The following is a 22,448-nucleotide window of genomic DNA, read 5'->3' as shown; positions in this document are numbered from 1 at the left end:
AAGAACAATGAAACTCGCAAGCTTTTTATACCAGGGAAAACGCAGCTACGGCATCGTCCAGGTCGACGGCGTGATTGATTTAGGCCGCCGTCTGGGCGACCGCTACAGTGACCTCAAAGCGCTGCTGCAGGGCAACGGGCTGGCACAGGCCACCCCCTACCTGAACGATGCTGTGGACGTGCCGATGAGCGCCATCACCTTCTTACCGGTGATTGAGCAGCCGGAAAAAATCCTCTGCGTGGGCATGAACTACGCCGACAAGCGCAAGGAGTTTGACCAGCACAACCCGGCCCCAACGCTGTTTGTCCGCTTCCCGGATTCACAGACCGGCCACAACGAGCCGGTGCTGAAGCCGCGCCACTCCAGCGAATTCGACTACGAAGGCGAGCTGGCGGTGATCATCGGTAAAGGCGGGGAGAACATCAGCCGTGATGACGCCCTGCGCCACGTGGCGGGCTACAGCTGCTATATGGACGGCTCCGCCCGCGACTGGCAGCACACCTGGTTTACCGCCGGTAAAAACTGGCGTCAGACCGGCGCGTTCGGCCCGTGGATGGCAACGGCGGACGAGATCCCGGATCCGCACAGGCTTGCAATCCGCACCTGGCTGAACGGCCGCATGGTGCAGGAAGACAACACCAGCAGCATGATCCACAAGGTTGCGGAGCTGATTGAGTACATCAGCACCTTTACCCGCTTAAGCCCGGGCGATGTGATCATCACCGGATCCCCGGGCGGCGTGGGTAAAAAGCGTAACCCACCGCTGTTTATGAAAGAGGGCGACCGCATTGAGGTGGAGATCGAGCATATCGGTCATCTGAGCAACGTGATCGTGGAAGCGCCAGCCGTCGGGCTTGCGGCGGCACACTGAGTAAGGCGGCATGAACAGTCAACCCATCGATTTTCGCCACACCCTCGTGGCGAAGCATCCGGAACGCTTAAGCCAGATCCGTTACCTGCTGGCAGACAGCGGCCTTGGCCTGGACAACGACATCACGCTGTTTGTCGAAGCCTGGTCAGGCCCGCAGCTGGTGGGTTGCGCAGGGCTTGCCGCCAACGTCATCAAGTGCGTGGCGGTCAACGAGCAGCTTCGCGGCGAGAACCTCAGCGCGCGGCTGCTGGCAGAGGTGGAACATGCGGCGCTGGAGCGCGGCCATTTTCACCTCTTCCTTTGCACCCGTCCGTGCAACCGGGAGCGCTTTGCCCGCAGCGGCTTCTGGCCGATTGCCCAGAGCGGGAACAATGCCGTGCTGATGGAGAACACCCCGCAGGGGATCGAGCGCTACTGCCGCTCTCTGCGCGCGAACCGCAAGTGCGGGGAGAAGATTGGCGCCATCGTGATGAACGCCAATCCGTTCACCCTCGGCCACCGCCATCTGGTGGAGCAGGCGGCGGCGCAGTGCGACGCCCTGCACCTGTTCGTGGTGCGTGAAGACGCGTCGTTCTTCCCGTTCAGCGCGCGCCTTGAGATGGTGCGCGCGGGCGTGGCGCATCTGCCCAACGTGGTGGTGCATGAAGGCTCGCAGTACATCATCTCTCGCGCCACGTTTCCGGCCTACTTCCTGAAGGAGACCGGCAAAGTGCAGCAGGCGTGGAGCGAGATTGACGTGCTGATCTTCCGGGACTTTATCGCCCCGGCGCTCGGCATCACGCACCGCTTCATCGGCTCGGAGCCGTTCTGCGATATCACCCGCCAGTACAACCAGACGCTGCACGACCTGCTGGCCTCGCATATCGAGGTGGTGGAGATGCCGCGCATCAAGGCCACCGGCAACGCCATATCGGCGTCCGAAGTGCGCCGATTACTGAAGACACAGCAGTTTTCCCGGATCCGGGAGATTGTCCCGGACTCCACCTTCGCGCATCTCGAAACGCATTACCGTGCGAGTGCGGAAGTCGCTTAACTACCAGGAATTTATCATGAAAATTGTAAGGGAGGCGCTGGCCGGAACGCAGGAGTCCAGCGACCTGATGGTGAAAATCGCTCCCGCTCACGGCGAGCTGGAGATAGTCATCCACAGTGAAGTGATTAAGCAGTTTGGCGAGCAAATTCGCCAGGTGGTCAACGACACGTTGCGCGCCATGAACGTGCACCAGGGGTTAATCATTATTGAAGACAAAGGGGCGCTGGACTGTGTGATTCGCGCCCGTCTGCAAAGCGCGCTGATGCGTGCCGCCGATGAACAGTCCATCAACTGGGGGGCGCTGAAATGAGCAAACTCCGCCGCAGCATGCTGTTCCTGCCGGGCGCCAACGCCGCCATGCTCTCCACCGCCTTTATCTACCGTCCCGACTCCATCATGTTTGACCTTGAGGACGCCGTTGCCCTGCGCGAGAAGGATACCGCGCGCATGCTGGTGTTTCACGCGCTGCAGCACCCGATGTATCAGGATATCGAAACCGTGGTGCGCATTAACCCGCTCAGCACGCCGTTTGGCCTGCTGGATCTGGAAGCCGCCGTGCGGGCCGGCGTGGACGTGATCCGCCTGCCAAAAACCGACACGCCGGACGATATCTACGAGCTGGAAGGCCACCTCGAGCGCATCGAGCAGGCGTGCGGCCGCGAGGTCGGATCCACCCGCGTGATGGCGGCGATTGAGTCGGCCGTTGGCGTCATTAACGCCGTGGCGATTGCCCGCAGTTCTCCGCGCCTCATCGGCATTGCGCTGGCCGCCTTTGACTACGTGATGGACATGCAGACCGAGCGCGGCGACGGCACCGAGCTGTTCTACGCCCGCTGCGCCGTGCTGCACGCCGCCCGCGCTGCCGGTATCGACGCCTTCGACGTGGTGTGGTCAGACGTTAACGACGAGGCCGGTTTCCTGCGCGAGGTCGATCTGATCCGCAAGATGGGCTTCAACGGCAAATCGCTGATCAACCCGCGTCAGATTGATCTGCTGCACAACGCTTACGCCCCGACGCAGGAAGAGGTGGATCACGCCAGAAGGGTGATTGAGGCGGCGGAAGAGGGCGAGCGTAACGGCCTGGGCGTGGTGTCGCTCAACGGCAAAATGGTGGATGCACCGATTATTAACCACGCGCAGGTGGTTCTGGAGCGCGCGGCAGCCTCCGGCGTGCGTCGGTAAGGATAAGACAATGAATCAGACTGAACTTCTCCATGTGAATTTTCCCCATCTGCGGGACCTAAAACCCTTCGATACCGCCCACAGCGCCACGCCGTGGCTGGCGGACAGCGACGCGAAGCACAGCCGCAAGCTCTGCGCCTCTGTTGAAGAGGCGGTTAAGCGCTGCGGCCTGCAGGACGGGATGACCATCTCCTTCCACCATGCGTTTCGCGAAGGCGACCGGGTGATCAACACCGTCGTGGGGCTGCTGGCGCGGATGGGCTTCAAAAACCTGACGCTGGCCTCCAGCTCGCTGATGACCTGCAACGATGCGCTGATCGAGCATATCGAAAGCGGCGTCATCACCCGGATTTACACCTCCGGCATGCGCGGCAGGCTGGCGGACGCCATCTCCCACGGGTTGATGGACGAGCCGGTGCAAATTCACTCCCACGGCGGGCGCGTGAAGCTGCTCCAGGACGGCGAGCTGAATATCGACGTGGCGTTTCTCGGCGTGCCGTGCAGCGATGAGTTTGGCAACGCCAACGGGACGCACGGCAAATCGTGCTGCGGTTCGCTCGGTTACGCGATGGTGGACGCCCACTTTGCCCGCAAGGTGGTGCTGCTGACTGAAGAGCTGGTGCCGTTCCCCAATATGCCCGCCAGCCTGGTGCAGGACCAGGTGGACTACATCGTACAGGTTGAAAGCGTGGGCGACCCGGCGAAAATCAGCGTCGGCGCGGCGCGCGTCACCAGCAACCCGCGCGAGCTGATGATCGCCCGCTATGCGGCGGACGTCATTGAACACTCCGGCTACTTCAAACCGGGCTTCTCGATGCAGACCGGCTCCGGCGCGGCGGCCACGGCCTGCACCCGCTTTATGGAAGAGAAGATGGAGCGCAGCGGCGTGAAGGCGCGCTTTGCGCTCGGCGGCATCACCGGCAGCCTGGTGGATCTGCACGAGAAGGGGCTCATCGAAAAGCTGCTCGATACCCAGTGCTTTGACGGCCAGGCGGCGGCCTCGCTGGCGCGTAACCCGAACCACGTGGAGATCTCCACTAACGTCTACGCCAACCCGGGCAGCAAGGCGGCAAGCTGCGACCAGCTCGACGTGGTGATCCTCAGCGCCCTGGAAATCGACGTCGAGTTCAACGTCAACGTCATCACCGGCTCCGACGGCGTGATGCGCGGCGCGTCCGGTGGGCACTGCGACGTGGCCGCCGCGGCGAACCTGACCATCGTCGTTGCCCCGCTGCTGCGCAGCCGCATTCCGACGGTGGTGAAGCGGGTTACCACGCGCCTCACGCCGGGCGAAAGCATCGACGTGCTGGTTACCGATCACGGCATCGCGGTCAACCCGGCGCGCCCGGAGATCCGCGAGCGGCTGCTGGAAGCCGGGCTGAAGGTTGTGGATATCAACGCGCTGTATGAGCGGGCGATCTCCCTGACCGGCGTCCCGAAACCGATTGAGTTTACCGACAAAATCGTCGGGGTGATCCGCTATCGCGACGGCAGCGTGATCGACACCGTGCGACAGGTGAAGGAGGAAGAATGACTTTAGCGACACCCGTGCGGGCGGGTGTCAGCCTTGACGAACTGCTGGCGGCGAAAGAGCGCCGCGCAGCGCGCCAGGCTGACATGCTTGAGCACTATCAACAACCGGTGATTTCCCTCACGCTGGTCACGCCAGGGGAAATCAAGGACAGCCTGCGCTATCGCAATACCATGGGCGTGGCGCTGCAGATGTGCGACCAGCTGCTGTGGGAAAACCGCTGGCAGGTGCTGGATCGCCAGGTACTGTGGCTCCCGACAGGGCCAGAAGCCCTCTGGTGCGTGGCCCATCCGGCGGTGGAAATCAAAGCGCACTGTACGGATCTGGAGCAGACGCACCCGCTCGGCAGGCTGTGGGATCTGGACGTGATCTGCCCTCAGCATGGCCATGTCGGGCGTCAGTCGCTGGGGGCGAATCTCAGGCGCTGCCTGATCTGCGACGCGCCCGCTCATGCCTGTTCCCGTTCGCGTAACCACCCCGTTGAGCAGGTGGTTTCCCGCGTGGAGAAGACGATCGATGACTGGTTTGCTCGCGACTAAACCGCGCCCGGTTGACGTGCCCGCGCTTGCCGAAGCGGCGCTGTGGCAGGAGCTGGAGCTGACGCCCAAGCCGGGGCTGGTGGACACGCTCAACAACGGTTCCCATCGGGATATGGACTACGCGCTGTTCGTCCGCAGCATTGCGGCGATTACGCCGTGGTTTTCGCGCTTTGCCGAGCTGGGCAGCGCGCATGCGGATAAACCCGCTGGCGAACAGATACGGTTTCTCCGCCCGATGGGGCTGGCCTGCGAGCAGGCGATGTATGCCGCGACGAACGGGGTGAACACGCACAAAGGCGGGATTTTTGCCCTGGGTTTACTGTGCTTCGCCGCCGGACGTGTGAAAAATATCTCCGCAGACAGCCTCTGTTGTGAGGTGAGTAACATCTGCCGCGGGCTGGTGTCGCGGGAGCTGGCCGCACGCAGCGGACAGGCGACGGCTGGCGAGCGACAGTTCCAGCAGTACGGCTTAACCGGTGCGCGCGGTGAGGCGGAGAGCGGCTTTGCGACGGTGCGTAAGGCGCTGGCGCAGTGGAACGGACATTCACTTCACGGCCTGCTGTTACGCCTGATGGCCGTCAATCAGGACAGCAATCTTGTGTCTCGCGGCGGCATGGAAGGGCTGCGCTACGTTCAGGGCTATGCGCGGGAACTGCTGGCTAACGGCTGGGATCGCGAGGCGTTGCTTAGGATGGATAACGCATTGATTGAACGCAATCTGAGTCCGGGCGGCAGTGCGGATTTGCTGTCGGTGGGATGGGTGCTGTCTGCAATAAAATAGCCGGGTGGCGGCTTCGCCTTACCCGGCCTACGGTCTGGTTTTGTAGGCCCGGTAAGCGTTAGCGTCACCGGGCACAACAATCAATGCGCGATCGGCTGCGCACCGTGTGGTTCACGTACGTGCTTGTACTTGAACAGCGCGATGAACGCGAAGAACAGCACCAGCGAGTACGCCGCGAAGATCAGCCATACAGGCTGCCAGTTGGTGATACCGTTGGTGGTGTACATCTCAACCACTTTACCGCTCACCACGCCGCCCAGAATACAGCCGAAGCCGTTGGTCATCATCAGGAACATACCCTGCGCGCTGGCGCGGATTTCAGGCTTCACCTCTTTTTCCACAAACACCGAACCGGAGATGTTGAAGAAGTCGAAGGCGCAGCCGTAAACGATCATCGACAGCACCAGCAGCACGGTGCCGAACGGGCTTGGGTCGCCGTAGGCGAACAGACCGAAGCGCAACATCCATGCCGCGATACTGATCAGCATGACGTTCTTGATGCCGTAGCGGCTCAGGAAGAACGGGATGGTCAGGATGAACAGCGTCTCAGAGATCTGAGAGATGGACATCATCACCGACGCATGTTCAACGATAAAGCTGCCGGAGAACAGCGGATTGTTATCGAAGCTGTGCAGGAAGGTGTTGCCGAACATGTTGGTGATCTGCAGCTCCGCGCCCAGCAGCATGGAGAAGATGAAGAAGATCGCCATGCGTTTGTTTTTGAACAGCGCGAAGGCGTCCAGGCCGAGCATGGTGCTCCAGCTCTGGTTTTTCTGCTGGTTAGACACCGGAATGGTTGGCAGCGTCAGGGTGAAGATCGCCAGCAGCACGGAGAGCGCTGCACCGATATAGAGCTGCATATGGCTCAGTTCGAAGCCCGCGAAGCTCACGCCCCACATCGCCATGATAAAGCCGATGGTGCCCCAGATACGGATTGGCGGGAAATCGGTCACGATATCCATATCCGCGGATTTCAGGCGGTAGTAGGAGATGGTGTTGATCAGCCCAAGCGTTGGCATATAGGCCAGCGAGTTAAGCAGGATCACCATGAACATTGCTCCCGGCGTGGTCACCTGGGCTGCCATAAACAGCGTCCCCGCGCCCACCAGATGGCAAAGCATGTACAGCCATTTGGCGCTTAGCCATTTATCCGCCACGATCCCCAGCAGCGTTGGCATGAAGACCGCCGCAATACCGAGCGAGCTGTATACGGCACCGATTGACGCACCGTCGAACTTGAGCGTCACAAACATATAGGAGCCGAGTGTAGTCAGCCAGCTACCCCACAGGCAGAACTGCAGAAACGACAATATTTTAAGCTGCAGCTTAAGGTTCATGTTACTTTCCTCACAAGTGAGCGGGAGATATGTTGTTATAGGAACATTCAGGGTTGTTATTTGATGCAATTCTATCAGTTGGCAACGATATGTTTTGTTACCTCCCGCAAAAAAATGCAATCCACATTAATTTGCAGTTTGGATTGTGAAGCAAATAACATTTTCGTATGGGTGGGGGGAAGCAGAACACCTTCTCCTTGCAGGAGAAGGTGTGCCGATCACCGGCGACGATAGTTTTTCTGTGCCGTATTCACCTTATACAGGTACCGGCGGGATTCCGCAGAAGGGTGGCGGGTGGTGAGGGTGGAGTAAACATCCCCCGGCGCCATGCTGTTGATGATGTTCGCGGCCTGCACTTTGTCATTCGAGAAGACGCGCAGCACGCTGCCCGCGCCGCCGTTATAGGCGGTGATCACCGCATAGCGGCGCGACGTTGGGTTATCAATTCCACCCAGGTACACATTGTTCAGCATCGCCAGGTAGGCCGTGCCGGTATCAATGTTGCTCTGCGGGTCGAACAGATAGCTGCGGCTCGGCGTGCCGGATTTCCCCTGCGCGCGGAAGACGTCTTTCCCGGCGCTGTGCTGCACCACCTGCATCAGCCCCAGGGCGTCGGAACGGCTTACCGCATACGGGTTAAACGACGATTCGGTCTGCATAATCGCCAGGATCAGCGACTCATCCACGCCGTACTTACGTGAGGCCTGACGCACCATCCCAATGTACTTATGCGCACGCTTGTCGAGGTGGTTCGGGACGAGGTTGATGGTGACGCTGTAGATGATCTTCAGACCGTTAGAGCGGCTTTTCAGGCGTGTCTGCAGCAGGTAGTCGGCAAATTTCGTGGCGCGACCTTCCCAGCGGATCGGCTGGCCGGTCTGATCGACAACCTGACCGTACAGGAACGGCTCTTTCGAGATCGTAATATCGTCGGCATCGGAGTAGAGATCGATAGATCCCGGATCGTCACCCATCAGCAGGGTTTTGATAATGGCCTGACGTAAGCGCGCTGCAGGGTCAGTGCCTGCAATGGTCTCAATCGTGATCGTACCCTCATCAAAGTTGATGTGGCTACGGGTCAAATAGGCGTCGGTGTACTTAACGTAGTCCTTGGGTCCGGCAATAAGAACTTCGTTAAATCCCCATATGTTCTCGATGTTGTGGGCAAACTGCCCCATCAAAATGTCAAAACCGTTGGTGTCCTTGATCCAGGCTTCGTTGTAATCTTCGCCTTTTTTTGACGAACACGAGACAAGCAACGGCGCAACAAGGGCTAGCGCTAAAAGTTTTTTCATCATTCCGGGAGTGCGTGTTGTGTTTGCTTAGTCGTTGCTGTAGGCCGGGTAAGCGCAGCGCCACCCGGCAACAGCCGCTCGATATTATTTTTCCGGTGGCGTATAGCCTTCGATGTGCACGTCTTTACCTTCGAACAGGAAGCTCACCATCTCCTGCTCCAGCAGCTTGCGGTGTTCCGGGTTCATCATGCTGAGTTTCTTCTCGTTGATCAGCATGGTCTGCTTTTTCTGCCACTGTCCCCAGGCTTCTTTGGAGATTTCATTGTAGATGCGTTTACCCAGGTCGCCCGGATAAAGCTGGAAATCTTGGCCCTCAGCGTCACGCTGCAGGAAAGTACAAAAAATCGTTCTGGCCATACTCATTCCTCTTTTTCTTGTCGATGCTAAACCATTGCACCGGCACGTAATTGCTGTAACAGGCGCTCCACGGGAGCCGCCAGTCCGACTGATGGCGGTTGCGCTAAGTTATACCAGAGAGCGGTGCCTTCATCCATGCACGAGGCAAATGACGACACGGGAAGCCACATGGGTACAATATCCAGGTGGAAATGGCTGAAGGTATGGCGAAACGCGGTCAGCTGCGTCAGGTTATCGGCAGCAATCCCGCGCTTTTTAAGCCATTCACGCAGCAAGTCTTCATCTTCAAACTGTGGGAAGCAGTATAGACCACCCCACAGGCCGCTCGGCGGACGCTGGGCCAGGAAGACCTCGTCGCCGTGCTGCATCAGCAGCATATAGCCGGTGCGCTCCGGCAGCGTCTGTTTGGGTTTCTTACCCGGATACTGCGCCCAGGAATGGTTGGCATACGCCACGCAGAGAGTATTCACCGGGCAGAGTTCGCATTTTGGTTTTGAGCGCGTGCAGACCATGGCGCCGAGATCCATCATCGCCTGGTTGAAACGCTCGACGCCGTTGGCTGGGGTGACCGCTTCACTAATTTCCCAAAGACGTTTTTCAACGTCCTTCTTCCCCGGCCAGCCGTCGACGGCGTAGCAGCGTGCCAGCACGCGCTTTACGTTGCCGTCGAGGATCGGGAAATGCTTGCCTAACGACAGGGAAAGAATCGCACCTGCGGTTGAGCGTCCGACGCCGGGGAGATCGGCAACCTCGTCGAAGGTTTCCGGGAATTTCCCGTTGTGGCGCGTGGCGACCTGCTGTGCGGCCTTGTGAAGGTTACGCGCGCGGGCGTAATAGCCAAGACCGGTCCACAGGTGCAGAACCTCGTCCAGCGGGGCGTTGGCCAGATCGGTGACCGTCGGGAAGCGCGCCATAAAACGCTCGAAGTAAGGAATCACCGTGGCGACCTGCGTTTGTTGCAACATCACCTCGGAGAGCCATACTTTGTAAGGCGTTTTTTCAATTTGCCAGGGCAGGGTTTTACGCCCGTATTTGTCGTACCAGTCCAGCACCTGGGCTGAAAATTGAGAGGCTTGCATGGTCATCGATTCGCATAATCAGGGACGCAGATTGCAGCACAGCGTCAATCTGCTGTAAACCGGATCTTTCCCATGCTTGCATAGAAGCCTTAACTTTGGATAATGCCCGTTTCCCGAACATTCTCACAAGCAGACAACTCTTTTATGAAAAACGACGTCATTTCACCGGAATTTGATGAAAACGGTCGCCCGCTGCGCCGTATTCGCAGCTTTGTCCGTCGTCAGGGCCGCCTGACAAAAGGTCAGCAACACGCGCTGGACAACTACTGGCCGGTGATGGGCGTTGAGTTCAGCGAGCAGCCTCTGGACTTTACTGAACTGTTCGGCCGCGAAGCACCCGTCACGCTGGAGATCGGTTTTGGTATGGGCACCTCGCTGGTGACCATGGCGAAAGCCCGCCCGGAGCAGAACTTCCTCGGTATCGAAGTCCACTCCCCGGGCGTGGGTGCATGCCTGGCAACGGCCCATGAAGAGGGCGTAGAGAACCTGCGCGTGATGTGTCATGACGCGGTGGAAGTGCTGCACAAAATGATTCCTGACAATTCTTTAACCATGGTTCAGCTCTTTTTCCCTGACCCGTGGCACAAAGCGCGTCATAATAAGCGCCGTATCGTTCAGGCGCCGTTTGCCGAGCTGGTGAAAAACAAGCTGAAGCTGGGCGGTGTCTTCCATATGGCGACCGACTGGGAACCGTATGCGGAACATATGCTGGAAGTGATGTCGTCGCTGGACGGCTATAAAAACCAGTCTGCGAGCAACGACTATGTACCGCGTCCGGAATCGCGTCCGGTAACGAAATTTGAACAGCGTGGCCATCGTCTTGGTCACGGTGTATGGGACTTAATGTTCGAGAGGGTGAAATAATGGCAAAAAATCGTAGCCGTCGTCTGCGTAAAAAGATGCACATCGAAGAATTCCAGGAAGTGGGCTTCTCCGTTGCGTGGCGTTTCCCGGAAGGCACCAGTGTAGAACAGATCGATCAGGACGTGGATGCGTTCATCAACGACGTGATTGAGCCAAACAAGCTGGCCTTCGACGGTAGCGGCTACCTGGCATGGGAAGGTCTGATCTGCACCCAGGAAGTGGGTAAATGCACCGAAGAACATCAGGCGCTGGTGCGTAAATGGCTTGAGGACCACAAGCTGGAAGATGTCCGCGTCAGCGAACTTTTCGACGTTTGGTGGGACTAATAAAGAAGTCAGGGGCCAGCATTAGCTGGCCCATTTTGTCTGAGGGAGTGTTTAAGATGCGCAAAACGTTGCTGGCTGTTGCTTTGATGGCAACTGGATTCACCGCCCATGCGGATTATCAGTGTAGCGTCACCCCGCGTGATGACGTGGTGTTAAGCCCGCAAACCGTGCAGGTCAAAGGCGAGAACGGCAATCTGGTGATTACGCCGCAGGGGAACGTCACCTTTAACGGCAAGCAGTACAACCTGACTGCCGCACAGCGTGAGCAGGCGAAAGACTATCAGGCCGATTTGCGTACCGCGCTGCCGTGGATTAATGAAGGTGCCCTGACGCGCGTCGAAAAGAGCCGCGTGGCGCTGGATAAGATCATCACTAAAGAGGTGGGGGAGAGCAGCAATATGCGCACCCGCCTGACGAAGCTTGATAAGCAGCTTAAAGAACAGATGAACCGCATTATCGAGACGCGCTCCGACGGCCTGACTTTCCACTACAAGGCGATTGATCAGGTCCGTGCCGACGGGCAGCAGCTGGTGAATCAGGCGATGGGCGGCATCCTGCAGGACAGCATCAACGAGATGGGCGCCAAAGCCGTGCTAAAAGGCGGCGGTAACCCGCTGCAGGGCGTGCTGGGCAGTCTGGGCGGCCTGCAAACCTCTATTCAGAACGAGTGGAAGAACCAGGAAGATGATTTCCAGCAGTTCGGCAAAGACGTGTGTAAACGCGTGGTGTCGCTGGAAGATAGTAGGAAGGCGCTGGTGGGGACGTTGAAGTAAGATCTCTGCGCGCTGGGCCCCTCACCCCATCCCTCTCCCCAGGGGAGAGGGTGTAATCGTTCCCTCTCCCTGTGGGAGAGGGTTAGGGTGAGGGCATCAGGCATTGCAGTCGTTGAAGAATGATATTTAACACTTCATCTTCGTTAACGCGAAATTCATTATTCCAGAACCGTACGACTTCCCATCCGTTCGTATTCAAAAACGCGGTACGACGTGAATCATAGTTCTCCTCATCCTGATGTTGTCCACCGTCCAGCTCGATAATCAGCTTTGCCTTAAAACAGGCAAAATCCACGATATACGCACCAATCGGCATCTGGCGGCGAAACTTATAGCCAAAGAAGCGGCGTCCCCTGAGTAAATACCAGAGGCGTAACTCTTCGGGCGTCATTTGTTTGCGGAGTTGTTTTGATTTGTCCATCCCCACACTCTGCCTGCCTTTCCCTCAGCCGGCAGAACGGGATGCAAAATCCTGAATCAGCCTTCAGGAATCTTCGGCGAGGAACAGCTCAAGAAGGGAGTTTAAGAACAGTTTGCCGTGCTCGGTGATCTGCCAGTATCCATCACACTCGGTGAGATACCCCTGGGCCAGCGCCTCGTCGATCTGCGGGCGAATCACCGACTCCGGCAGCCCGGTGTAACGTGTAAATTCCGCACGCGGCGCGGCCTCCAGCAGGCGGAAGCGGTTCATAAAGAACTCAAACGGCTTATCCGCCGCCTCGACGTCGTGCTGACGCTCCAGGTAGCGGCCTTCCATATATCCGCGCGGGTGGCGGGTTTTGGCGGTACGCAGAATGCGCCCGTCCGGGAAGGTCACCTTGCCGTGCGCGCCGCAGCCAATCCCGAGATAGTCGCCAAAGCGCCAGTAGTTCAGGTTGTGCTGACACTGATAGCCCGGCTTCGCGTACGCGGACGTTTCATACTGCTGATAGCCCGCAGCGGTTAACAACTGGTGACCCTGCTCAAAGATATCCCACAGCGCGTCGTCGTCCGGCAGCACCGGCGGGCGGGAACCGAACAGCGTGTTTGGCTCGATGGTGAGCTGGTACCACGACAGGTGCGGCGGGTTCAGTTCGATCGCCTGGCGCAGGTCATCCAGCGCCTCTTCCAGCGACTGATCCGGCAGGCCGTGCATCAAATCGAGGTTGAAGCTGCGAAGATTAAGCCCGGTCGCCAGGTTTGCCGCGCGCTTCGCCTCTTCCGGGCCGTGAATGCGCCCAAGACGTTTTAGCTTCGGTTCGCTAAAGCTCTGCACGCCGATGGAGATGCGGTTTACGCCCGCGCGCTGATAGTCAACAAAACGGTCGGCTTCAACGGTGCCGGGGTTGGCTTCCATCGTAATTTCAGCATCCGCTGCCAGGTTCAGGCGCGCACGCACGCCGTCCAGCAGCGTCTGCATCGCCGGGCCTGAAAGCAGGCTCGGCGTACCGCCACCAATGAAAATGGTCTTAAGTTCACGTCCCTGTGCGTAAGGTACATCGGCGTCCAGATCGGCCAGCAGATGCGCAACGTAATCATCGTGCGGCACTTCGCCCTTCAGCGCGTGCGAGTTGAAATCGCAGTACGGGCATTTCTGAACGCACCACGGGATGTGAATATAAAGACTCAGAGGCGGCAAATTAGCCATTACGTAGTGCTTCCAGTAACAGTTTCAGCGCGCGTCCACGGTGGGAAATCGCGCTTTTCTCTTCGCGGGTCAGTTCCGCAGCGGTTTTGCCCTCGGTCGGGACAAAGAAAATCGGGTCGTAGCCAAAGCCGCCGTTACCAGCCGCTTCACGGGTAATCACGCCCGGCCAGCTGCCGTGGCAGACGATAGGCGTAGGGTCTTCCGCGTGACGCAGATAGACCAGCACGCAGTGGAACTGCGCGGTGCGCTGCTCGTCTGGTACGTCTTTCAGGGCGACAAGCAGCTTTTCGAGATTCTGCTGGTCGGTGGCGTCAACGCCGGAGTAGCGCGCGGAGTAAATCCCCGGCGCGCCGCCGAGAAAATCCACGGCCAGGCCAGAGTCGTCGGCAATCGCGGGCAGGCCCGTAATCTGCGCGGCGTGGCGCGCTTTCAGGATCGCGTTTTCGATAAACGTCAGCCCCGTCTCTTCGGCGGAATCCACGCCAAGATCGGTCTGGGCGACCACGTCCAGCCCAAAATCATTTAATAGCGAGGCCAGCTCGCGCACTTTACCAGCGTTGCCGGTCGCGAGAACAACTTTCTGCATGGTTTAGTCCTGTTCTTTCAGTGCCGCGACTTCCGTCGGGATAGATTGCGGATTAAGGATTTTTACCTGTTTATGTCGCCCAAGTTCACCTTTTTCAATGATGACCTGGCTTTTGGCGACGCGAAACTGTTTTGCCAGATATTTAGTCAGATGCGCGTTCGCCTGGCCGTCAACCGGCGGGGCGGTGATGGCGACTTTTAACTCGTCGCCATGCAGCCCAACAATACTGTCACGGCTGGCTTTTGGCTGAATATACAGCCGCAAGACCAGCCCGTCAGCGCAGGTGCTTACTGCACTCATAGCGCCATCCACAGCCCCGGCAGCAGCATATTGCCCGTGGACTGTAACAGCTCAGCGATCCCCATGTTGACCACATAGAGCAGCAGAACCAGGATCATCGGGGAAAAATCGATGCCGCCCATAGACGGAAGCAGGTTACGGATTGGACGCAGCAGCGGCTCTGCCAGCTGAATCAAAGCATACTCCACCGGGCTACGCCCCTGGCTGACCCAGCTCATGATGGCCATCACCAGCAGCACCCAGAAAATAAGCAGACCGATGGTTTTGACCAGAATAAGGACCGCAGCAATCCAGATAATCGGCTGGAAGGTGATGACCATAAACAGCACGATCGCTTTGATAACGCTCAGAATAAACGCCACCAGCAGAGACGAACTGTCGATGGGGCCCATAGCCGGGATAATACGGCGCAATGGTCCGACAACAGGCTGCGTGATTTTCACGACAAACTGCGAGAACGGATTGTAAAAATCACAGCGGGCCCACTGCATCCAGACGCGCAGCAAAAGCGCCATCGTATACAGCTCAAGCACAGTTGAGAGCAGGAAAGTCAACGTCTTCATGGCGTTCCTCAGGTTTCCTTATTATTTTGAGTAGTCGCGCGCACCGAAAATTGCCGTGCCGATGCGCACCATAGTGCTGCCTGCCGCGATGGCGGCTTCCATATCATCCGACATGCCCAGAGAAAGCGTGTCTACCGTGTTATAGCGCGCTTTAAGCGCCTCAAATGCTACAGCCATTTGCTGTGCCACGGCAAACTGCCTTTCATAACTTGACTCAGGCGCCGGAATGGCCATCAGCCCGCGCAGGGTTAAGCGCGGCAGTTCGGCCACCTCTGCGGCCAGTGCGTCCAGCTCGCTCAGCGCAATGCCGGACTTGCTGTTTTCGTCGCTGATGTTGACCTGAATCAGCACGTTAAGCGCTGGCATCTCTGCCGGACGCTGGTCGTTCAGACGTGTCGCAATGCGCAGGCGGTCAATGGTATGGCACCAGTCGAAGTGCTCTGCCACCAGACGGCTTTTGTTCGACTGCAGCGGGCCAATAAAGTGCCACTGCAGATCCGTCTTCCCCTGTTCCTGGAAGTAGCGAATTTTATCCACGCCTTCCTGCACGTAGTTTTCACCAAACGCCCGGTGGCCTGCCGCTATCGCTTCTGCGATGGCGCTCGCAGGCTTGGTTTTGCTGACTGCAAGCAGGGTAATTTCTTCTGAAGCCCGGCCGCAACGCGCTGCGGCGGCTGAGATTTTGTCCCGGACCTGTGCCAGGTTATGCGCAATGTCGTTCATTTTCCGAGGAGTAGTCTATGGATGTGGAAGAAATTGTGGCCCTTAGTGTAAAGCATAACGTCTCCGATCTACACCTATGCAGTGATTCGCCACCCCGCTGGCGCAGAACGGGCCGCCTTGAGCCGGCACCGTTTCCTCCTCCTGACGTCGGGGCGTTGTTAAAAGCGTGGCTCAACGACGAGCAGCAGGGGATATGGTGGGCCAGCGGGCAGGTGGATTTTGCCGTGACGGTGGCGGGAAGCCAGCGTCTGCGCGGCAGTGCCTTTAAGAAGATGAGCGGTATCTCTGTAACGCTCCGGCTGTTGCCGCGTACCTGCCCGCAGCTCGCTTCGCTGGGCGCGCCGCGGGCAATCCCGGAACTGTTGTCCAATGACGCCGGACTGATTCTGGTGACAGGAGCAACCGGCAGCGGTAAATCAACTACGCTGGCGGCGATGGTCGATTTTCTTAACCGCCATACTGATGGCCATATCCTCACGCTCGAAGATCCGGTGGAGTTTATCTACCGGAGCGAGCGTTGTCTGATCCAGCAGCGGGAGATAGGTCAGCACAGCCCGTCATTTGCAGAAGCGCTGCGCAGTGCCTTACGCCAGGATCCTGACGTGATTCTGCTTGGGGAGTTACGCGACAGCGAAACGATCCGCCTGGCGCTGACGGCGGCGGAGACCGGACATCTGGTGCTGGCGACGCTGCATACGCGCGGGGCATCGCAGGCGATTGAACGGCTGGTCGATACGTTCCCGGCGCAGGAGAAAGATCCGGTGCGTAACCAGCTGGCCGGCAGCCTGCGGGCGGTACTGGCGCAAAAGCTGCTTCCCGATCTCCAGGGCGGGCGCGTCGCGCTGTATGAACTGCTGGTGAACACTGCAGCGTCGGCGAATCTTATTCGTGAAGGGAAAACGTGGCAACTGCCCGGCATTATTCAAACCGGTCAGCAGGCAGGAATGCAGAACTTTGACCAGAGCCTGGCGGAGAGACGGGCGCAGGGGCGGCTGTAGGCCCCTGTGCTTAAAAGCCCTGCTCGAAATAGCTTTCGAGGATGATAACGGCAGAAGCGGAGTCCACGCTGCCTTTGTTCAGCGCCCGGAAGCCGCCGTGCTCAAACAGACCCGCACGCGCTTCGACGGTGCTTAGACGCTCGTCGTGCAGCTTCACGGAGACGCCAAAGCGGCCATGGATTTTGTTGGCGAACTTACGCGCCCGGGCGGTCAGCGGCTGTTCGGTACCGTCCATGTTCAGCGGCAGCCCAACGATCACGTCATCCGGTTGCCACTCCTTGAGCAGGCGCTCAATGAGGTTCCAGTCCGGCGTACCGTCGTTGGCCTTCAGGGCCGTAAGCGGACGCGCGGTACCGGTGATGCGCTGCCCCACGGCGACGCCAATGCTTTTGGTACCAAAATCGAAGGCCAGAAGCGTTCCGCTCATCAGGCGTGCCCCGCTACGCCAGGCATGGTCAGGATATCAATGCCAATCAGCTTTGCCGCGTCACGCCAGCGATCGGCGATAGGGGTTTTAAACAGGATATTCATGTCCGCAGGGGCGGTGAGCCAGGCGTTATCGAGGATCTCCTGCTCAAGCTGGCCTTTCTCCCACGACGAATAGCCCAGCGCCACCAGCACTTCAGAAGGCTGCTCTGCGGTGCCCAGCGTTTCGAGCACGTCACGCGAGGTGGTGATAACGGTCTTGTCGGAGATGCGAATGCTGGAAGAGAATACCGGCGGCGTATGCAGGATAAAACCGCGATCTTCTGCAAGAGGTCCACCCAGCATCACGGGTTTATCAAGCCGGATTTCCGGTAGTCGCGCTTCAGCCGGGATTTTCAGCTTGTCCAGAATTCCTTCAACCTGAAGATTTTCCAGCGGTTTATTAATGATAATGCCCATCGCGCCGTCTTCATTGTATTCACAAATATAAACCACGGCGCGGCGAAAAATCGGGTCCTGGAGAGCAGGCATGGCAATAAGAAAGTGATGCTGTAAATTCATTGTCAGAGGTACTGTTTCCTGGTTTAAAAAGCGACAGCGCCCAGTATGGGGACAAACTCAGGCGCTGTCACTAATAGTATTGTTAGGTTATTTTTGTAAACGCTTTTCGATAGCGTCCATCAGCATACCGGTGATTGAGACAGGGAATTCCGCTTCAATTTCACGAATGCAGGTCGGGCTGGTGACGTTCACTTCGGTAAGACGATCGCCGATGATATCCAGTCCGACGAAGATCAGGCCTTTGGCTTTCAGCGTCGGGCCAACGCGGCGGGCAATTTCCCAGTCGCTTTCGGTCAGCGGACGCGGCTCGCCGCGGCCACCGGCGGCCAGATTACCGCGGGTTTCGCCACCCTGCGGGATACGCGCCAGGCAGTAAGGAACCGGTTCGCCATCCACCACCAGAACGCGTTTGTCGCCGTCTTTGATCGCCGGAATATAGTTCTGTGCCATACAGTAGCGCGTGCCCAGTTCGGTCAGCGTTTCGGCAATCACGCCAATGTTTGGGTCGCTCTCTTTCACGCGGAAAATCGATGCGCCGCCCATGCCGTCCAGCGGCTTCATGATGATATCACCGTGCTTCTGCCAGAATTCTTTCAGCTGCGCTTTGCTGCGGGTCACCAGGGTTTCCGGCGTCAGGTCAGAGAACCAGGCGGTATAGAGCTTCTCGTTACAGTCGCGCAGGCTCTGGGGCTTGTTGACGATCAGCGTGCCTTTCTCTTCAGCGCGTTCGAGAATATAGGTGCAGTAGATGTATTCGGTGTCGAACGGCGGATCTTTACGCATCAGGATGACGTTGAGATCGGCCAGGGCAATGTCCTGCTCGGTACCGAATTCGTACCATTTGTCGTAGTTCTGCTCGACGTTAACGATGCGGGTGCGCGCGCGGGCTTCACCGTTGATCAGGTAAAGATCGTTCATCTCCATATAGTGGAGTTCATAGCCGCGACGCTGCGCTTCCAGCAGCATGGCGAAGCTGGAATCTTTCTTGATATTAATGTTTGCGATGGGGTCCATCACGATGCCGAGCTTGATCATGTTCTTCTCCGTTAATGCTTCAACCCAGATCGCCAAACCGTACCTGTAGCGCGGTAATGGCCGTGAGTGCCGTTGTCTCAGTGCGCAGAACGCGAGGTCCCAACAGAATATCAGTAAACTGGTAACGTGCCGTCATCGCAATTTCGTCCGCCGACAGGCCGCCTTCGGGGCCAATCAGCAGGCGTACGCGCTCAACGGGCAGGGGCAGCGTATTGATGCTGGCGCTGGCGCGCGGATGAAGATTGAGCTTCAGCCCACTGTCCTCTTCTGCACACCACTCCTCCAGATCCATCGCCGGGCGGATCTCCGGAATACGGTTGCGGCCACTCTGTTCGCAAGCCGCAATGGCAATTTTCTGCCACTGCTGGATCTTTTTGTTCAGACGTTCCGCATCCAGTTTAACGCCACAGCGCTCAGAAAAAAGTGGCGTAATGAGGCTTACACCCAGTTCAATGGATTTCTGAATGGTGAACTCCATTTTCTCGCCGCGCGACATCACCTGGCCCAGATGAATGTGCAGCGGTGATTCCCGGTCGTCCACTTCGCCACGCAGGACGTTAACGTGTACGCTTTTTTTATCAGACCGCGTGATTTCCGCGTCGAAAACCTGGTTCGAGCCGTCGAACAGCTGTATTGCCTGACCTGCGCCCATGCGCAGCACGCGGCCAACGTGGTTGGCAGCGTCATCAGACAGGGCGATTTCGCGGCCTGCGGTAATCAGTTCAGGATGGTAAATGCGGGGAATGCGCATAGTCAGAAATTCCATGTGTCATGCGATATAAGCGAATTGCCGTAGTGTAGGTTAGCTCTTTTGCGCCTGGCAAGCCCGCTGGACGTAAGGGTTGTGATTCCCCTGGACTCTGGCGATACGTTCGTCGCGCTGGCATTCCCACTCCGTCACCGGGTACTGCTTGTCCCAGGCGTTGAACAGCTGCGTCTGCTGGCGGGAAAGGTTGAGGTCGTAACGGTCACGCATATAGAAGTAGGTGCGGGCAATGCTGCCGCGCGCGCGGGCAGGGGGCTCGGCGACTTTCTCTTTAAAATCAACCTTCATACCGCACTGGCCGTACTGGCCTTCACCACCGTTCCACTGGCTGTACATGAAGTTACCCCGGTCGCCGTTCACCTCACCCACTGCGGGCTGCAGGTTATGCATATCGCTTTCCATCTGGCGATACACCGGATCTTTGGTGCAGTTTTTACGTCCGCCATCCTGCCAGCACTGGCGCTGGTGGCCAAACTGCCAGGCCGGAACGACATGCTCCCATTCAATACGGCTGGCGCGGTTTTCGTTTTTACGCACCTTATAGCCGCAGGACTCAAGGTCAACGACCCCTTTTTTACCCTGCCAGTTAATTTTACAGCCGCAGTAGAAATCGCCCGGCACATCGGCGTTGACCTTCACGCCTGCGGCCTTGGCCTGGGAAAAACTGTTGATACCGTCGGCCAGAGCATGGCCTGAGAGCGCCGTCGTCAGAAAGGCGACCGCGAGAGAAAAATTACGGGACATCTTACACTCCGTGTCAAAACGAGCCCGCAACGTAACGAATGTTGTTCCTGTATGCAATCAGTCAGATCAGGAAAGTTCCTGAAAGTTCAGATGATTATTCCGCAACCAGCGGCTCGCCGCATTTGACGCAGCGGTAGGTCGCCTCACCGCGCACCACGCGATTATGGCGACGGACGGTAAGCTGGTGCTGCTGACACTGGCAGCGGTAGGGGAAGGTATTGCGGCGCACCGATTCCAGCTCGAACTGATGGGTACGGCGTGCCGGAACGCCGAGCACTGCCTCCATCATCCACTTCCACTCTTTTCCATGCGGCGCGACGCGGCCAAAGTGTTTCCACACCAGCAGATGTGCCAGCTCGTGCGGTACCACTTCCTCGATAAACGCCTGCTGATTTTCCATCATCAGCACCGGGTTAAGGCGGATCTCATACGACTCGAGCCAGGCGGTACCGGCCGAGGTTCCACGCTGCTGGTAGACGAGTTTGGGTTCAGGATAATTGCGACCGAGCTTCAGGTTCGCCTGGGCGAGTTTTTCCCGCAGGCTGCGCATAACGGCCTGCTGAATGGCGATGGGGAGACGGGGTGCTTTCATAGGGGCAGAGCATAAAGCGCGAAGCGGGGAGGCGCAAGAGGCGCCTCCCGCAAGATAATTAGTCGTGAGCGCCGATTTCGCGCAGAGGACGACCTTTCATCAGGTTACGTTCAATATGTTCCAGCGAAACGTGTTTGGTTTCTGGAACCAGCCAGATGGTCAGCACAATAAAGAAGATGTTCAGACCGGCGTATACCCAGAAGGTGTTCGCGTTGCCCAGGGTATTGAGCATGGTCAGGAACGTTGCGCCGACGATCATGTTGGCAACCCAGTTGGTTGCGGTAGAGCAGGTGATACCAAAATCACGCCCTTTCAGCGGCTGAATCTCCGAGCACAGTACCCAGATCAGCGGACCGGCGCTCATCGCAAACCCGACGATAAACATCAGCAGCATGCCTACCGCAAAGTACTGGGCGGTTGGGGAGTGAATGCCCACATGCATCATGGTACCAAGGACGCCCATACCGGCCGCCATCACCAGGAAGCCCAGCGTCAGGGTTGGCTTACGTCCCCAGCGGTCCACCAGACCGATGGCGATAAAGGTCGCCAGCACGTTGGTCAGACCCACGATGACGGTCCCCCACATCTGCTCGGTGGTGTTGGTATAACCCGCCAGCTCAAAGATTTTTGGCGCGTAGTACATGATGACGTTCATCCCGGTGAACTGCTGCATGACCTGTAGCAGCACGCCAAGGAACACCGCACGGCGGAAGTTGCTGTTCTCTTTAAACAGCGCCCAGCCGGACTGTTTGACCTTCAGGCTTTCACGGATCTCTTCCAGCTCGTTTTTCGCTTCTGCGCTGGTATCGCGCAGGCGAAGCAGCACGCGTTCAGCATCCACGAAGCGGCGTTTGGCAGCGAACCAGCGCGGGCTGTCCGGCAGGAAGAAGACGCCAATCAGCAGCAGGATGGCTGGGATGATGATCACGCCGAGCATCCAGCGCCATGCGCCGCTGTAGCTAAACGCGGTATCGGAAAGGTACGCGCCCAGGATACCGATGGTGATCATTAGCTGGTACATCGAAATCATACTGCCGCGGATTTTCTCCGGCGCGATTTCAGACAGGTAGAGCGGGGCGGTATAGGACGCCACGCCCACGGCCAGGCCGAGCAGCACGCGTGAAACCAGCAGAACCTCAACGTTAGGCGCTGCGGCAGAGAAGAGTGAACCAGCAACGAACAGGATCGCACCGATCATCAGGCTCTTTTTACGCCCGAGCTTGAAGGAGAGCCAGCCGCTGCCGACGGCCCCGACGGCAGCGCCAAACATCATGGAGCTGACCACCCATTCCTGGGTGTGAGCGCTGATCTGGAACTCGTCAGTGATGAAAGGTAATGCACCGGCAATCACGCCGATATCCAGGCCAAAAAGTAATCCTGCCAGGGCGGCGAGGAAACAGACGAAGAATGTCATCGCCTTGTTGGACGTACGCCCCTGTTTTTTATTGTCAGGCATTATGCCCTCCAGTTGGGTTATCAGTTTTATTGATGTAAAGGGTAGGTGAGTGACTCGTAAAAATATGTGAGATTAATCACATAGGTGTAATCGGTTACACTAA

The 22,448-nt window shown here is 58.0% G+C and carries 28 protein-coding genes; 11 read left to right on the top strand and 17 right to left on the bottom strand.

Features of this window, described 5'->3' with window-relative positions:
* Nucleotides 1–7: 7 nt before the first annotated feature.
* Genes AC4IC4_RS19140 through citG form a run of 7 tightly spaced genes read left to right on the top strand, consistent with a single transcriptional unit; the run spans nt 8 to nt 5,937 of the window.
* Nucleotides 8–871, top strand: coding sequence for a fumarylacetoacetate hydrolase family protein (locus AC4IC4_RS19140; protein ID WP_491471702.1), 864 nt, complete (start codon nt 8–10; stop codon nt 869–871).
* 10 nt (nt 872–881) lie between these two features.
* Complete coding sequence (citC, locus tag AC4IC4_RS19135) at nt 882–1,904, top strand: [citrate (pro-3S)-lyase] ligase (RefSeq protein WP_491471701.1); 1,023 nt, start codon at nt 882–884, stop codon at nt 1,902–1,904.
* 16 nt (nt 1,905–1,920) lie between these two features.
* Entirely contained in the window at nt 1,921–2,214 is a 294-nt protein-coding gene (citD, locus tag AC4IC4_RS19130; protein ID WP_491471700.1) for a citrate lyase acyl carrier protein, read from the top strand.
* Nucleotides 2,211–3,086 (top strand): citrate (pro-3S)-lyase subunit beta, encoded by an 876-nt coding sequence (citE, locus tag AC4IC4_RS19125; protein WP_216357817.1) that lies wholly within the window; start codon nt 2,211–2,213, stop codon nt 3,084–3,086. The genes citD and citE overlap by 4 nt, the downstream gene beginning before the upstream one ends.
* Before the next feature lie 10 nt (nt 3,087–3,096).
* The gene (gene citF / locus AC4IC4_RS19120) at nt 3,097–4,620 is read left to right on the top strand and encodes a citrate lyase subunit alpha (RefSeq protein WP_491471699.1); all 1,524 of its coding nucleotides are present in this window, start codon (nt 3,097–3,099) and stop codon (nt 4,618–4,620) included.
* Nucleotides 4,617–5,156, top strand: a complete 540-nt coding sequence (citX, locus tag AC4IC4_RS19115; RefSeq protein WP_024906547.1) for a citrate lyase holo-[acyl-carrier protein] synthase — start codon at nt 4,617–4,619, stop codon at nt 5,154–5,156. The genes citF and citX overlap by 4 nt, the downstream gene beginning before the upstream one ends.
* On the top strand, nt 5,134–5,937 hold the full coding sequence (gene citG / locus AC4IC4_RS19110; RefSeq protein ID WP_491471698.1) for a triphosphoribosyl-dephospho-CoA synthase CitG: 804 nt from the start codon (nt 5,134–5,136) through the stop codon (nt 5,935–5,937). The genes citX and citG overlap by 23 nt, the downstream gene beginning before the upstream one ends.
* 80 nt (nt 5,938–6,017) lie before the next feature.
* Here the strand turns inward: citG and AC4IC4_RS19105 are convergent, their stop codons facing one another.
* The 4 genes from AC4IC4_RS19105 to mutY form a co-directional block, all read right to left on the bottom strand.
* Complete coding sequence (locus AC4IC4_RS19105) at nt 6,018–7,274, bottom strand: nucleoside permease (RefSeq protein WP_008499767.1); 1,257 nt, start codon at nt 7,272–7,274, stop codon at nt 6,018–6,020.
* Between the two features lie 218 nt (nt 7,275–7,492).
* Nucleotides 7,493–8,569: a membrane-bound lytic murein transglycosylase MltC gene (gene mltC, locus AC4IC4_RS19100; RefSeq protein WP_024906549.1), complete on the bottom strand. Its 1,077-nt coding sequence runs from the start codon at nt 8,567–8,569 to the stop codon at nt 7,493–7,495.
* Nucleotides 8,570–8,653: 84 nt separating this feature from the next.
* On the bottom strand, nt 8,654–8,926 hold the full coding sequence (locus tag AC4IC4_RS19095; RefSeq protein WP_023309138.1) for an oxidative damage protection protein: 273 nt from the start codon (nt 8,924–8,926) through the stop codon (nt 8,654–8,656).
* Between the two features lie 26 nt (nt 8,927–8,952).
* Nucleotides 8,953–10,005 (bottom strand): A/G-specific adenine glycosylase, encoded by a 1,053-nt coding sequence (gene mutY / locus AC4IC4_RS19090; RefSeq protein ID WP_175557797.1) that lies wholly within the window; start codon nt 10,003–10,005, stop codon nt 8,953–8,955.
* A gap of 144 nt (nt 10,006–10,149) precedes the next feature.
* Between mutY and trmB the strand changes: the two genes are divergently transcribed.
* Genes trmB through AC4IC4_RS19075 form a run of 3 tightly spaced genes read left to right on the top strand, consistent with a single transcriptional unit; the run spans nt 10,150 to nt 11,968 of the window.
* Nucleotides 10,150–10,869, top strand: a complete 720-nt coding sequence (gene trmB, locus AC4IC4_RS19085; RefSeq protein WP_491471697.1) for a tRNA (guanosine(46)-N7)-methyltransferase TrmB — start codon at nt 10,150–10,152, stop codon at nt 10,867–10,869.
* A complete protein-coding gene (locus AC4IC4_RS19080; protein ID WP_014885198.1) occupies nt 10,869–11,195 on the top strand; it encodes a YggL family protein in 327 nt (108 codons plus the stop codon). The genes trmB and AC4IC4_RS19080 overlap by 1 nt, the downstream gene beginning before the upstream one ends.
* A 56-nt stretch (nt 11,196–11,251) precedes the next feature.
* Nucleotides 11,252–11,968 (top strand): YggN family protein, encoded by a 717-nt coding sequence (locus AC4IC4_RS19075; RefSeq protein WP_024906551.1) that lies wholly within the window; start codon nt 11,252–11,254, stop codon nt 11,966–11,968.
* Nucleotides 11,969–12,050: 82 nt separating this feature from the next.
* Here AC4IC4_RS19075 and AC4IC4_RS19070 read toward each other — a convergent pair whose 3' ends face one another.
* From AC4IC4_RS19070 to AC4IC4_RS19045, 6 genes are all read right to left on the bottom strand, one after another.
* Complete coding sequence (locus AC4IC4_RS19070) at nt 12,051–12,389, bottom strand: endonuclease domain-containing protein (RefSeq protein ID WP_491471696.1); 339 nt, start codon at nt 12,387–12,389, stop codon at nt 12,051–12,053.
* Between the two features lie 63 nt (nt 12,390–12,452).
* Complete coding sequence (gene hemW, locus AC4IC4_RS19065; protein WP_491471695.1) at nt 12,453–13,595, bottom strand: radical SAM family heme chaperone HemW; 1,143 nt, start codon at nt 13,593–13,595, stop codon at nt 12,453–12,455.
* Nucleotides 13,588–14,181, bottom strand: coding sequence for an XTP/dITP diphosphatase (locus tag AC4IC4_RS19060; protein WP_370884338.1), 594 nt, complete (start codon nt 14,179–14,181; stop codon nt 13,588–13,590). The genes hemW and AC4IC4_RS19060 overlap by 8 nt, the downstream gene beginning before the upstream one ends.
* A 3-nt stretch (nt 14,182–14,184) precedes the next feature.
* Nucleotides 14,185–14,481, bottom strand: a complete 297-nt coding sequence (gene yggU, locus AC4IC4_RS19055; RefSeq protein WP_023333349.1) for a DUF167 family protein YggU — start codon at nt 14,479–14,481, stop codon at nt 14,185–14,187.
* On the bottom strand, nt 14,478–15,044 hold the full coding sequence (locus AC4IC4_RS19050; protein WP_024906554.1) for a YggT family protein: 567 nt from the start codon (nt 15,042–15,044) through the stop codon (nt 14,478–14,480). The genes yggU and AC4IC4_RS19050 overlap by 4 nt, the downstream gene beginning before the upstream one ends.
* 21 nt (nt 15,045–15,065) lie before the next feature.
* Nucleotides 15,066–15,767 carry a YggS family pyridoxal phosphate-dependent enzyme gene (locus AC4IC4_RS19045; RefSeq protein ID WP_491471694.1) on the bottom strand — a complete coding sequence of 234 codons (702 nt, stop codon included), beginning with the start codon at nt 15,765–15,767 and terminating at the stop codon, nt 15,066–15,068.
* Nucleotides 15,768–15,784: 17 nt separating this feature from the next.
* Between AC4IC4_RS19045 and AC4IC4_RS19040 the strand changes: the two genes are divergently transcribed.
* Nucleotides 15,785–16,765: a type IV pilus twitching motility protein PilT gene (locus AC4IC4_RS19040; RefSeq protein WP_491471693.1), complete on the top strand. Its 981-nt coding sequence runs from the start codon at nt 15,785–15,787 to the stop codon at nt 16,763–16,765.
* 10 nt (nt 16,766–16,775) lie between these two features.
* Here the strand turns inward: AC4IC4_RS19040 and ruvX are convergent, their stop codons facing one another.
* The 7 genes from ruvX to galP all read right to left on the bottom strand — a co-directional run bounded on the left by ruvX (nt 16,776) and on the right by galP (nt 22,345).
* Nucleotides 16,776–17,192, bottom strand: coding sequence for a Holliday junction resolvase RuvX (gene ruvX, locus AC4IC4_RS19035; RefSeq protein WP_021242076.1), 417 nt, complete (start codon nt 17,190–17,192; stop codon nt 16,776–16,778).
* Nucleotides 17,192–17,752 carry a YqgE/AlgH family protein gene (locus tag AC4IC4_RS19030; RefSeq protein WP_032645077.1) on the bottom strand — a complete coding sequence of 187 codons (561 nt, stop codon included), beginning with the start codon at nt 17,750–17,752 and terminating at the stop codon, nt 17,192–17,194. Before AC4IC4_RS19030 ends, ruvX begins: the two co-directional genes overlap by 1 nt.
* Nucleotides 17,753–17,839: 87 nt before the next feature.
* A complete protein-coding gene (gshB, locus tag AC4IC4_RS19025; protein ID WP_024906557.1) occupies nt 17,840–18,787 on the bottom strand; it encodes a glutathione synthase in 948 nt (315 codons plus the stop codon).
* 19 nt (nt 18,788–18,806) lie between these two features.
* Nucleotides 18,807–19,538, bottom strand: a complete 732-nt coding sequence (gene rsmE, locus AC4IC4_RS19020; protein WP_024906558.1) for a 16S rRNA (uracil(1498)-N(3))-methyltransferase — start codon at nt 19,536–19,538, stop codon at nt 18,807–18,809.
* A 51-nt stretch (nt 19,539–19,589) separates the two neighbouring features.
* Complete coding sequence (endA, locus tag AC4IC4_RS19015) at nt 19,590–20,297, bottom strand: deoxyribonuclease I (RefSeq protein ID WP_491471692.1); 708 nt, start codon at nt 20,295–20,297, stop codon at nt 19,590–19,592.
* Between the two features lie 94 nt (nt 20,298–20,391).
* Entirely contained in the window at nt 20,392–20,889 is a 498-nt protein-coding gene (locus tag AC4IC4_RS19010; RefSeq protein WP_032650144.1) for a SprT family zinc-dependent metalloprotease, read from the bottom strand.
* A gap of 58 nt (nt 20,890–20,947) precedes the next feature.
* Complete coding sequence (galP, locus tag AC4IC4_RS19005; RefSeq protein WP_048991665.1) at nt 20,948–22,345, bottom strand: galactose/proton symporter; 1,398 nt, start codon at nt 22,343–22,345, stop codon at nt 20,948–20,950.
* Nucleotides 22,346–22,448 lie beyond the last annotated feature (103 nt).

The organism is Enterobacter sp. Taxon_2, from assembly GCF_058355295.1.
Note: the sequence above shows the minus strand (reverse complement) of the source record. Positions and strands in the feature narration are given on the sequence as shown.

Excerpts from the sequence above, each read along its gene's own strand:
- AC4IC4_RS19105 (WP_008499767.1), bottom strand. The coding sequence starts at position 7,274 with ATGAACCTTAAGCTGCAGCTTAAAATATTGTCGTTTCTGCAGTTCTGC.
- hemW (WP_491471695.1), bottom strand. The coding sequence starts at position 13,595 with ATGGCTAATTTGCCGCCTCTGAGTCTTTATATTCACATCCCGTGGTGC.
- citG (WP_491471698.1), top strand. The coding sequence starts at position 5,134 with ATGACTGGTTTGCTCGCGACTAAACCGCGCCCGGTTGACGTGCCCGCG.
- AC4IC4_RS19070 (WP_491471696.1), bottom strand. The coding sequence starts at position 12,389 with ATGGACAAATCAAAACAACTCCGCAAACAAATGACGCCCGAAGAGTTA.
- citE (WP_216357817.1), top strand. The coding sequence starts at position 2,211 with ATGAGCAAACTCCGCCGCAGCATGCTGTTCCTGCCGGGCGCCAACGCC.
- yggU (WP_023333349.1), bottom strand. The coding sequence starts at position 14,481 with ATGAGTGCAGTAAGCACCTGCGCTGACGGGCTGGTCTTGCGGCTGTAT.
- gshB (WP_024906557.1), bottom strand. The coding sequence starts at position 18,787 with ATGATCAAGCTCGGCATCGTGATGGACCCCATCGCAAACATTAATATC.
- citF (WP_491471699.1), top strand. The coding sequence starts at position 3,097 with ATGAATCAGACTGAACTTCTCCATGTGAATTTTCCCCATCTGCGGGAC.
- AC4IC4_RS19010 (WP_032650144.1), bottom strand. The coding sequence starts at position 20,889 with ATGAAAGCACCCCGTCTCCCCATCGCCATTCAGCAGGCCGTTATGCGC.
- trmB (WP_491471697.1), top strand. The coding sequence starts at position 10,150 with ATGAAAAACGACGTCATTTCACCGGAATTTGATGAAAACGGTCGCCCG.
- galP (WP_048991665.1), bottom strand. The coding sequence starts at position 22,345 with ATGCCTGACAATAAAAAACAGGGGCGTACGTCCAACAAGGCGATGACA.
- mltC (WP_024906549.1), bottom strand. The coding sequence starts at position 8,569 with ATGAAAAAACTTTTAGCGCTAGCCCTTGTTGCGCCGTTGCTTGTCTCG.
- ruvX (WP_021242076.1), bottom strand. The coding sequence starts at position 17,192 with ATGAGCGGAACGCTTCTGGCCTTCGATTTTGGTACCAAAAGCATTGGC.
- AC4IC4_RS19030 (WP_032645077.1), bottom strand. The coding sequence starts at position 17,752 with ATGAATTTACAGCATCACTTTCTTATTGCCATGCCTGCTCTCCAGGAC.
- mutY (WP_175557797.1), bottom strand. The coding sequence starts at position 10,005 with ATGCAAGCCTCTCAATTTTCAGCCCAGGTGCTGGACTGGTACGACAAA.
- AC4IC4_RS19040 (WP_491471693.1), top strand. The coding sequence starts at position 15,785 with ATGGATGTGGAAGAAATTGTGGCCCTTAGTGTAAAGCATAACGTCTCC.
- endA (WP_491471692.1), bottom strand. The coding sequence starts at position 20,297 with ATGTCCCGTAATTTTTCTCTCGCGGTCGCCTTTCTGACGACGGCGCTC.
- citC (WP_491471701.1), top strand. The coding sequence starts at position 882 with ATGAACAGTCAACCCATCGATTTTCGCCACACCCTCGTGGCGAAGCAT.
- AC4IC4_RS19050 (WP_024906554.1), bottom strand. The coding sequence starts at position 15,044 with ATGAAGACGTTGACTTTCCTGCTCTCAACTGTGCTTGAGCTGTATACG.
- AC4IC4_RS19060 (WP_370884338.1), bottom strand. The coding sequence starts at position 14,181 with ATGCAGAAAGTTGTTCTCGCGACCGGCAACGCTGGTAAAGTGCGCGAG.
- AC4IC4_RS19075 (WP_024906551.1), top strand. The coding sequence starts at position 11,252 with ATGCGCAAAACGTTGCTGGCTGTTGCTTTGATGGCAACTGGATTCACC.
- citD (WP_491471700.1), top strand. The coding sequence starts at position 1,921 with ATGAAAATTGTAAGGGAGGCGCTGGCCGGAACGCAGGAGTCCAGCGAC.
- AC4IC4_RS19095 (WP_023309138.1), bottom strand. The coding sequence starts at position 8,926 with ATGGCCAGAACGATTTTTTGTACTTTCCTGCAGCGTGACGCTGAGGGC.
- rsmE (WP_024906558.1), bottom strand. The coding sequence starts at position 19,538 with ATGCGCATTCCCCGCATTTACCATCCTGAACTGATTACCGCAGGCCGC.
- AC4IC4_RS19140 (WP_491471702.1), top strand. The coding sequence starts at position 8 with ATGAAACTCGCAAGCTTTTTATACCAGGGAAAACGCAGCTACGGCATC.
- AC4IC4_RS19080 (WP_014885198.1), top strand. The coding sequence starts at position 10,869 with ATGGCAAAAAATCGTAGCCGTCGTCTGCGTAAAAAGATGCACATCGAA.
- citX (WP_024906547.1), top strand. The coding sequence starts at position 4,617 with ATGACTTTAGCGACACCCGTGCGGGCGGGTGTCAGCCTTGACGAACTG.
- AC4IC4_RS19045 (WP_491471694.1), bottom strand. The coding sequence starts at position 15,767 with ATGAACGACATTGCGCATAACCTGGCACAGGTCCGGGACAAAATCTCA.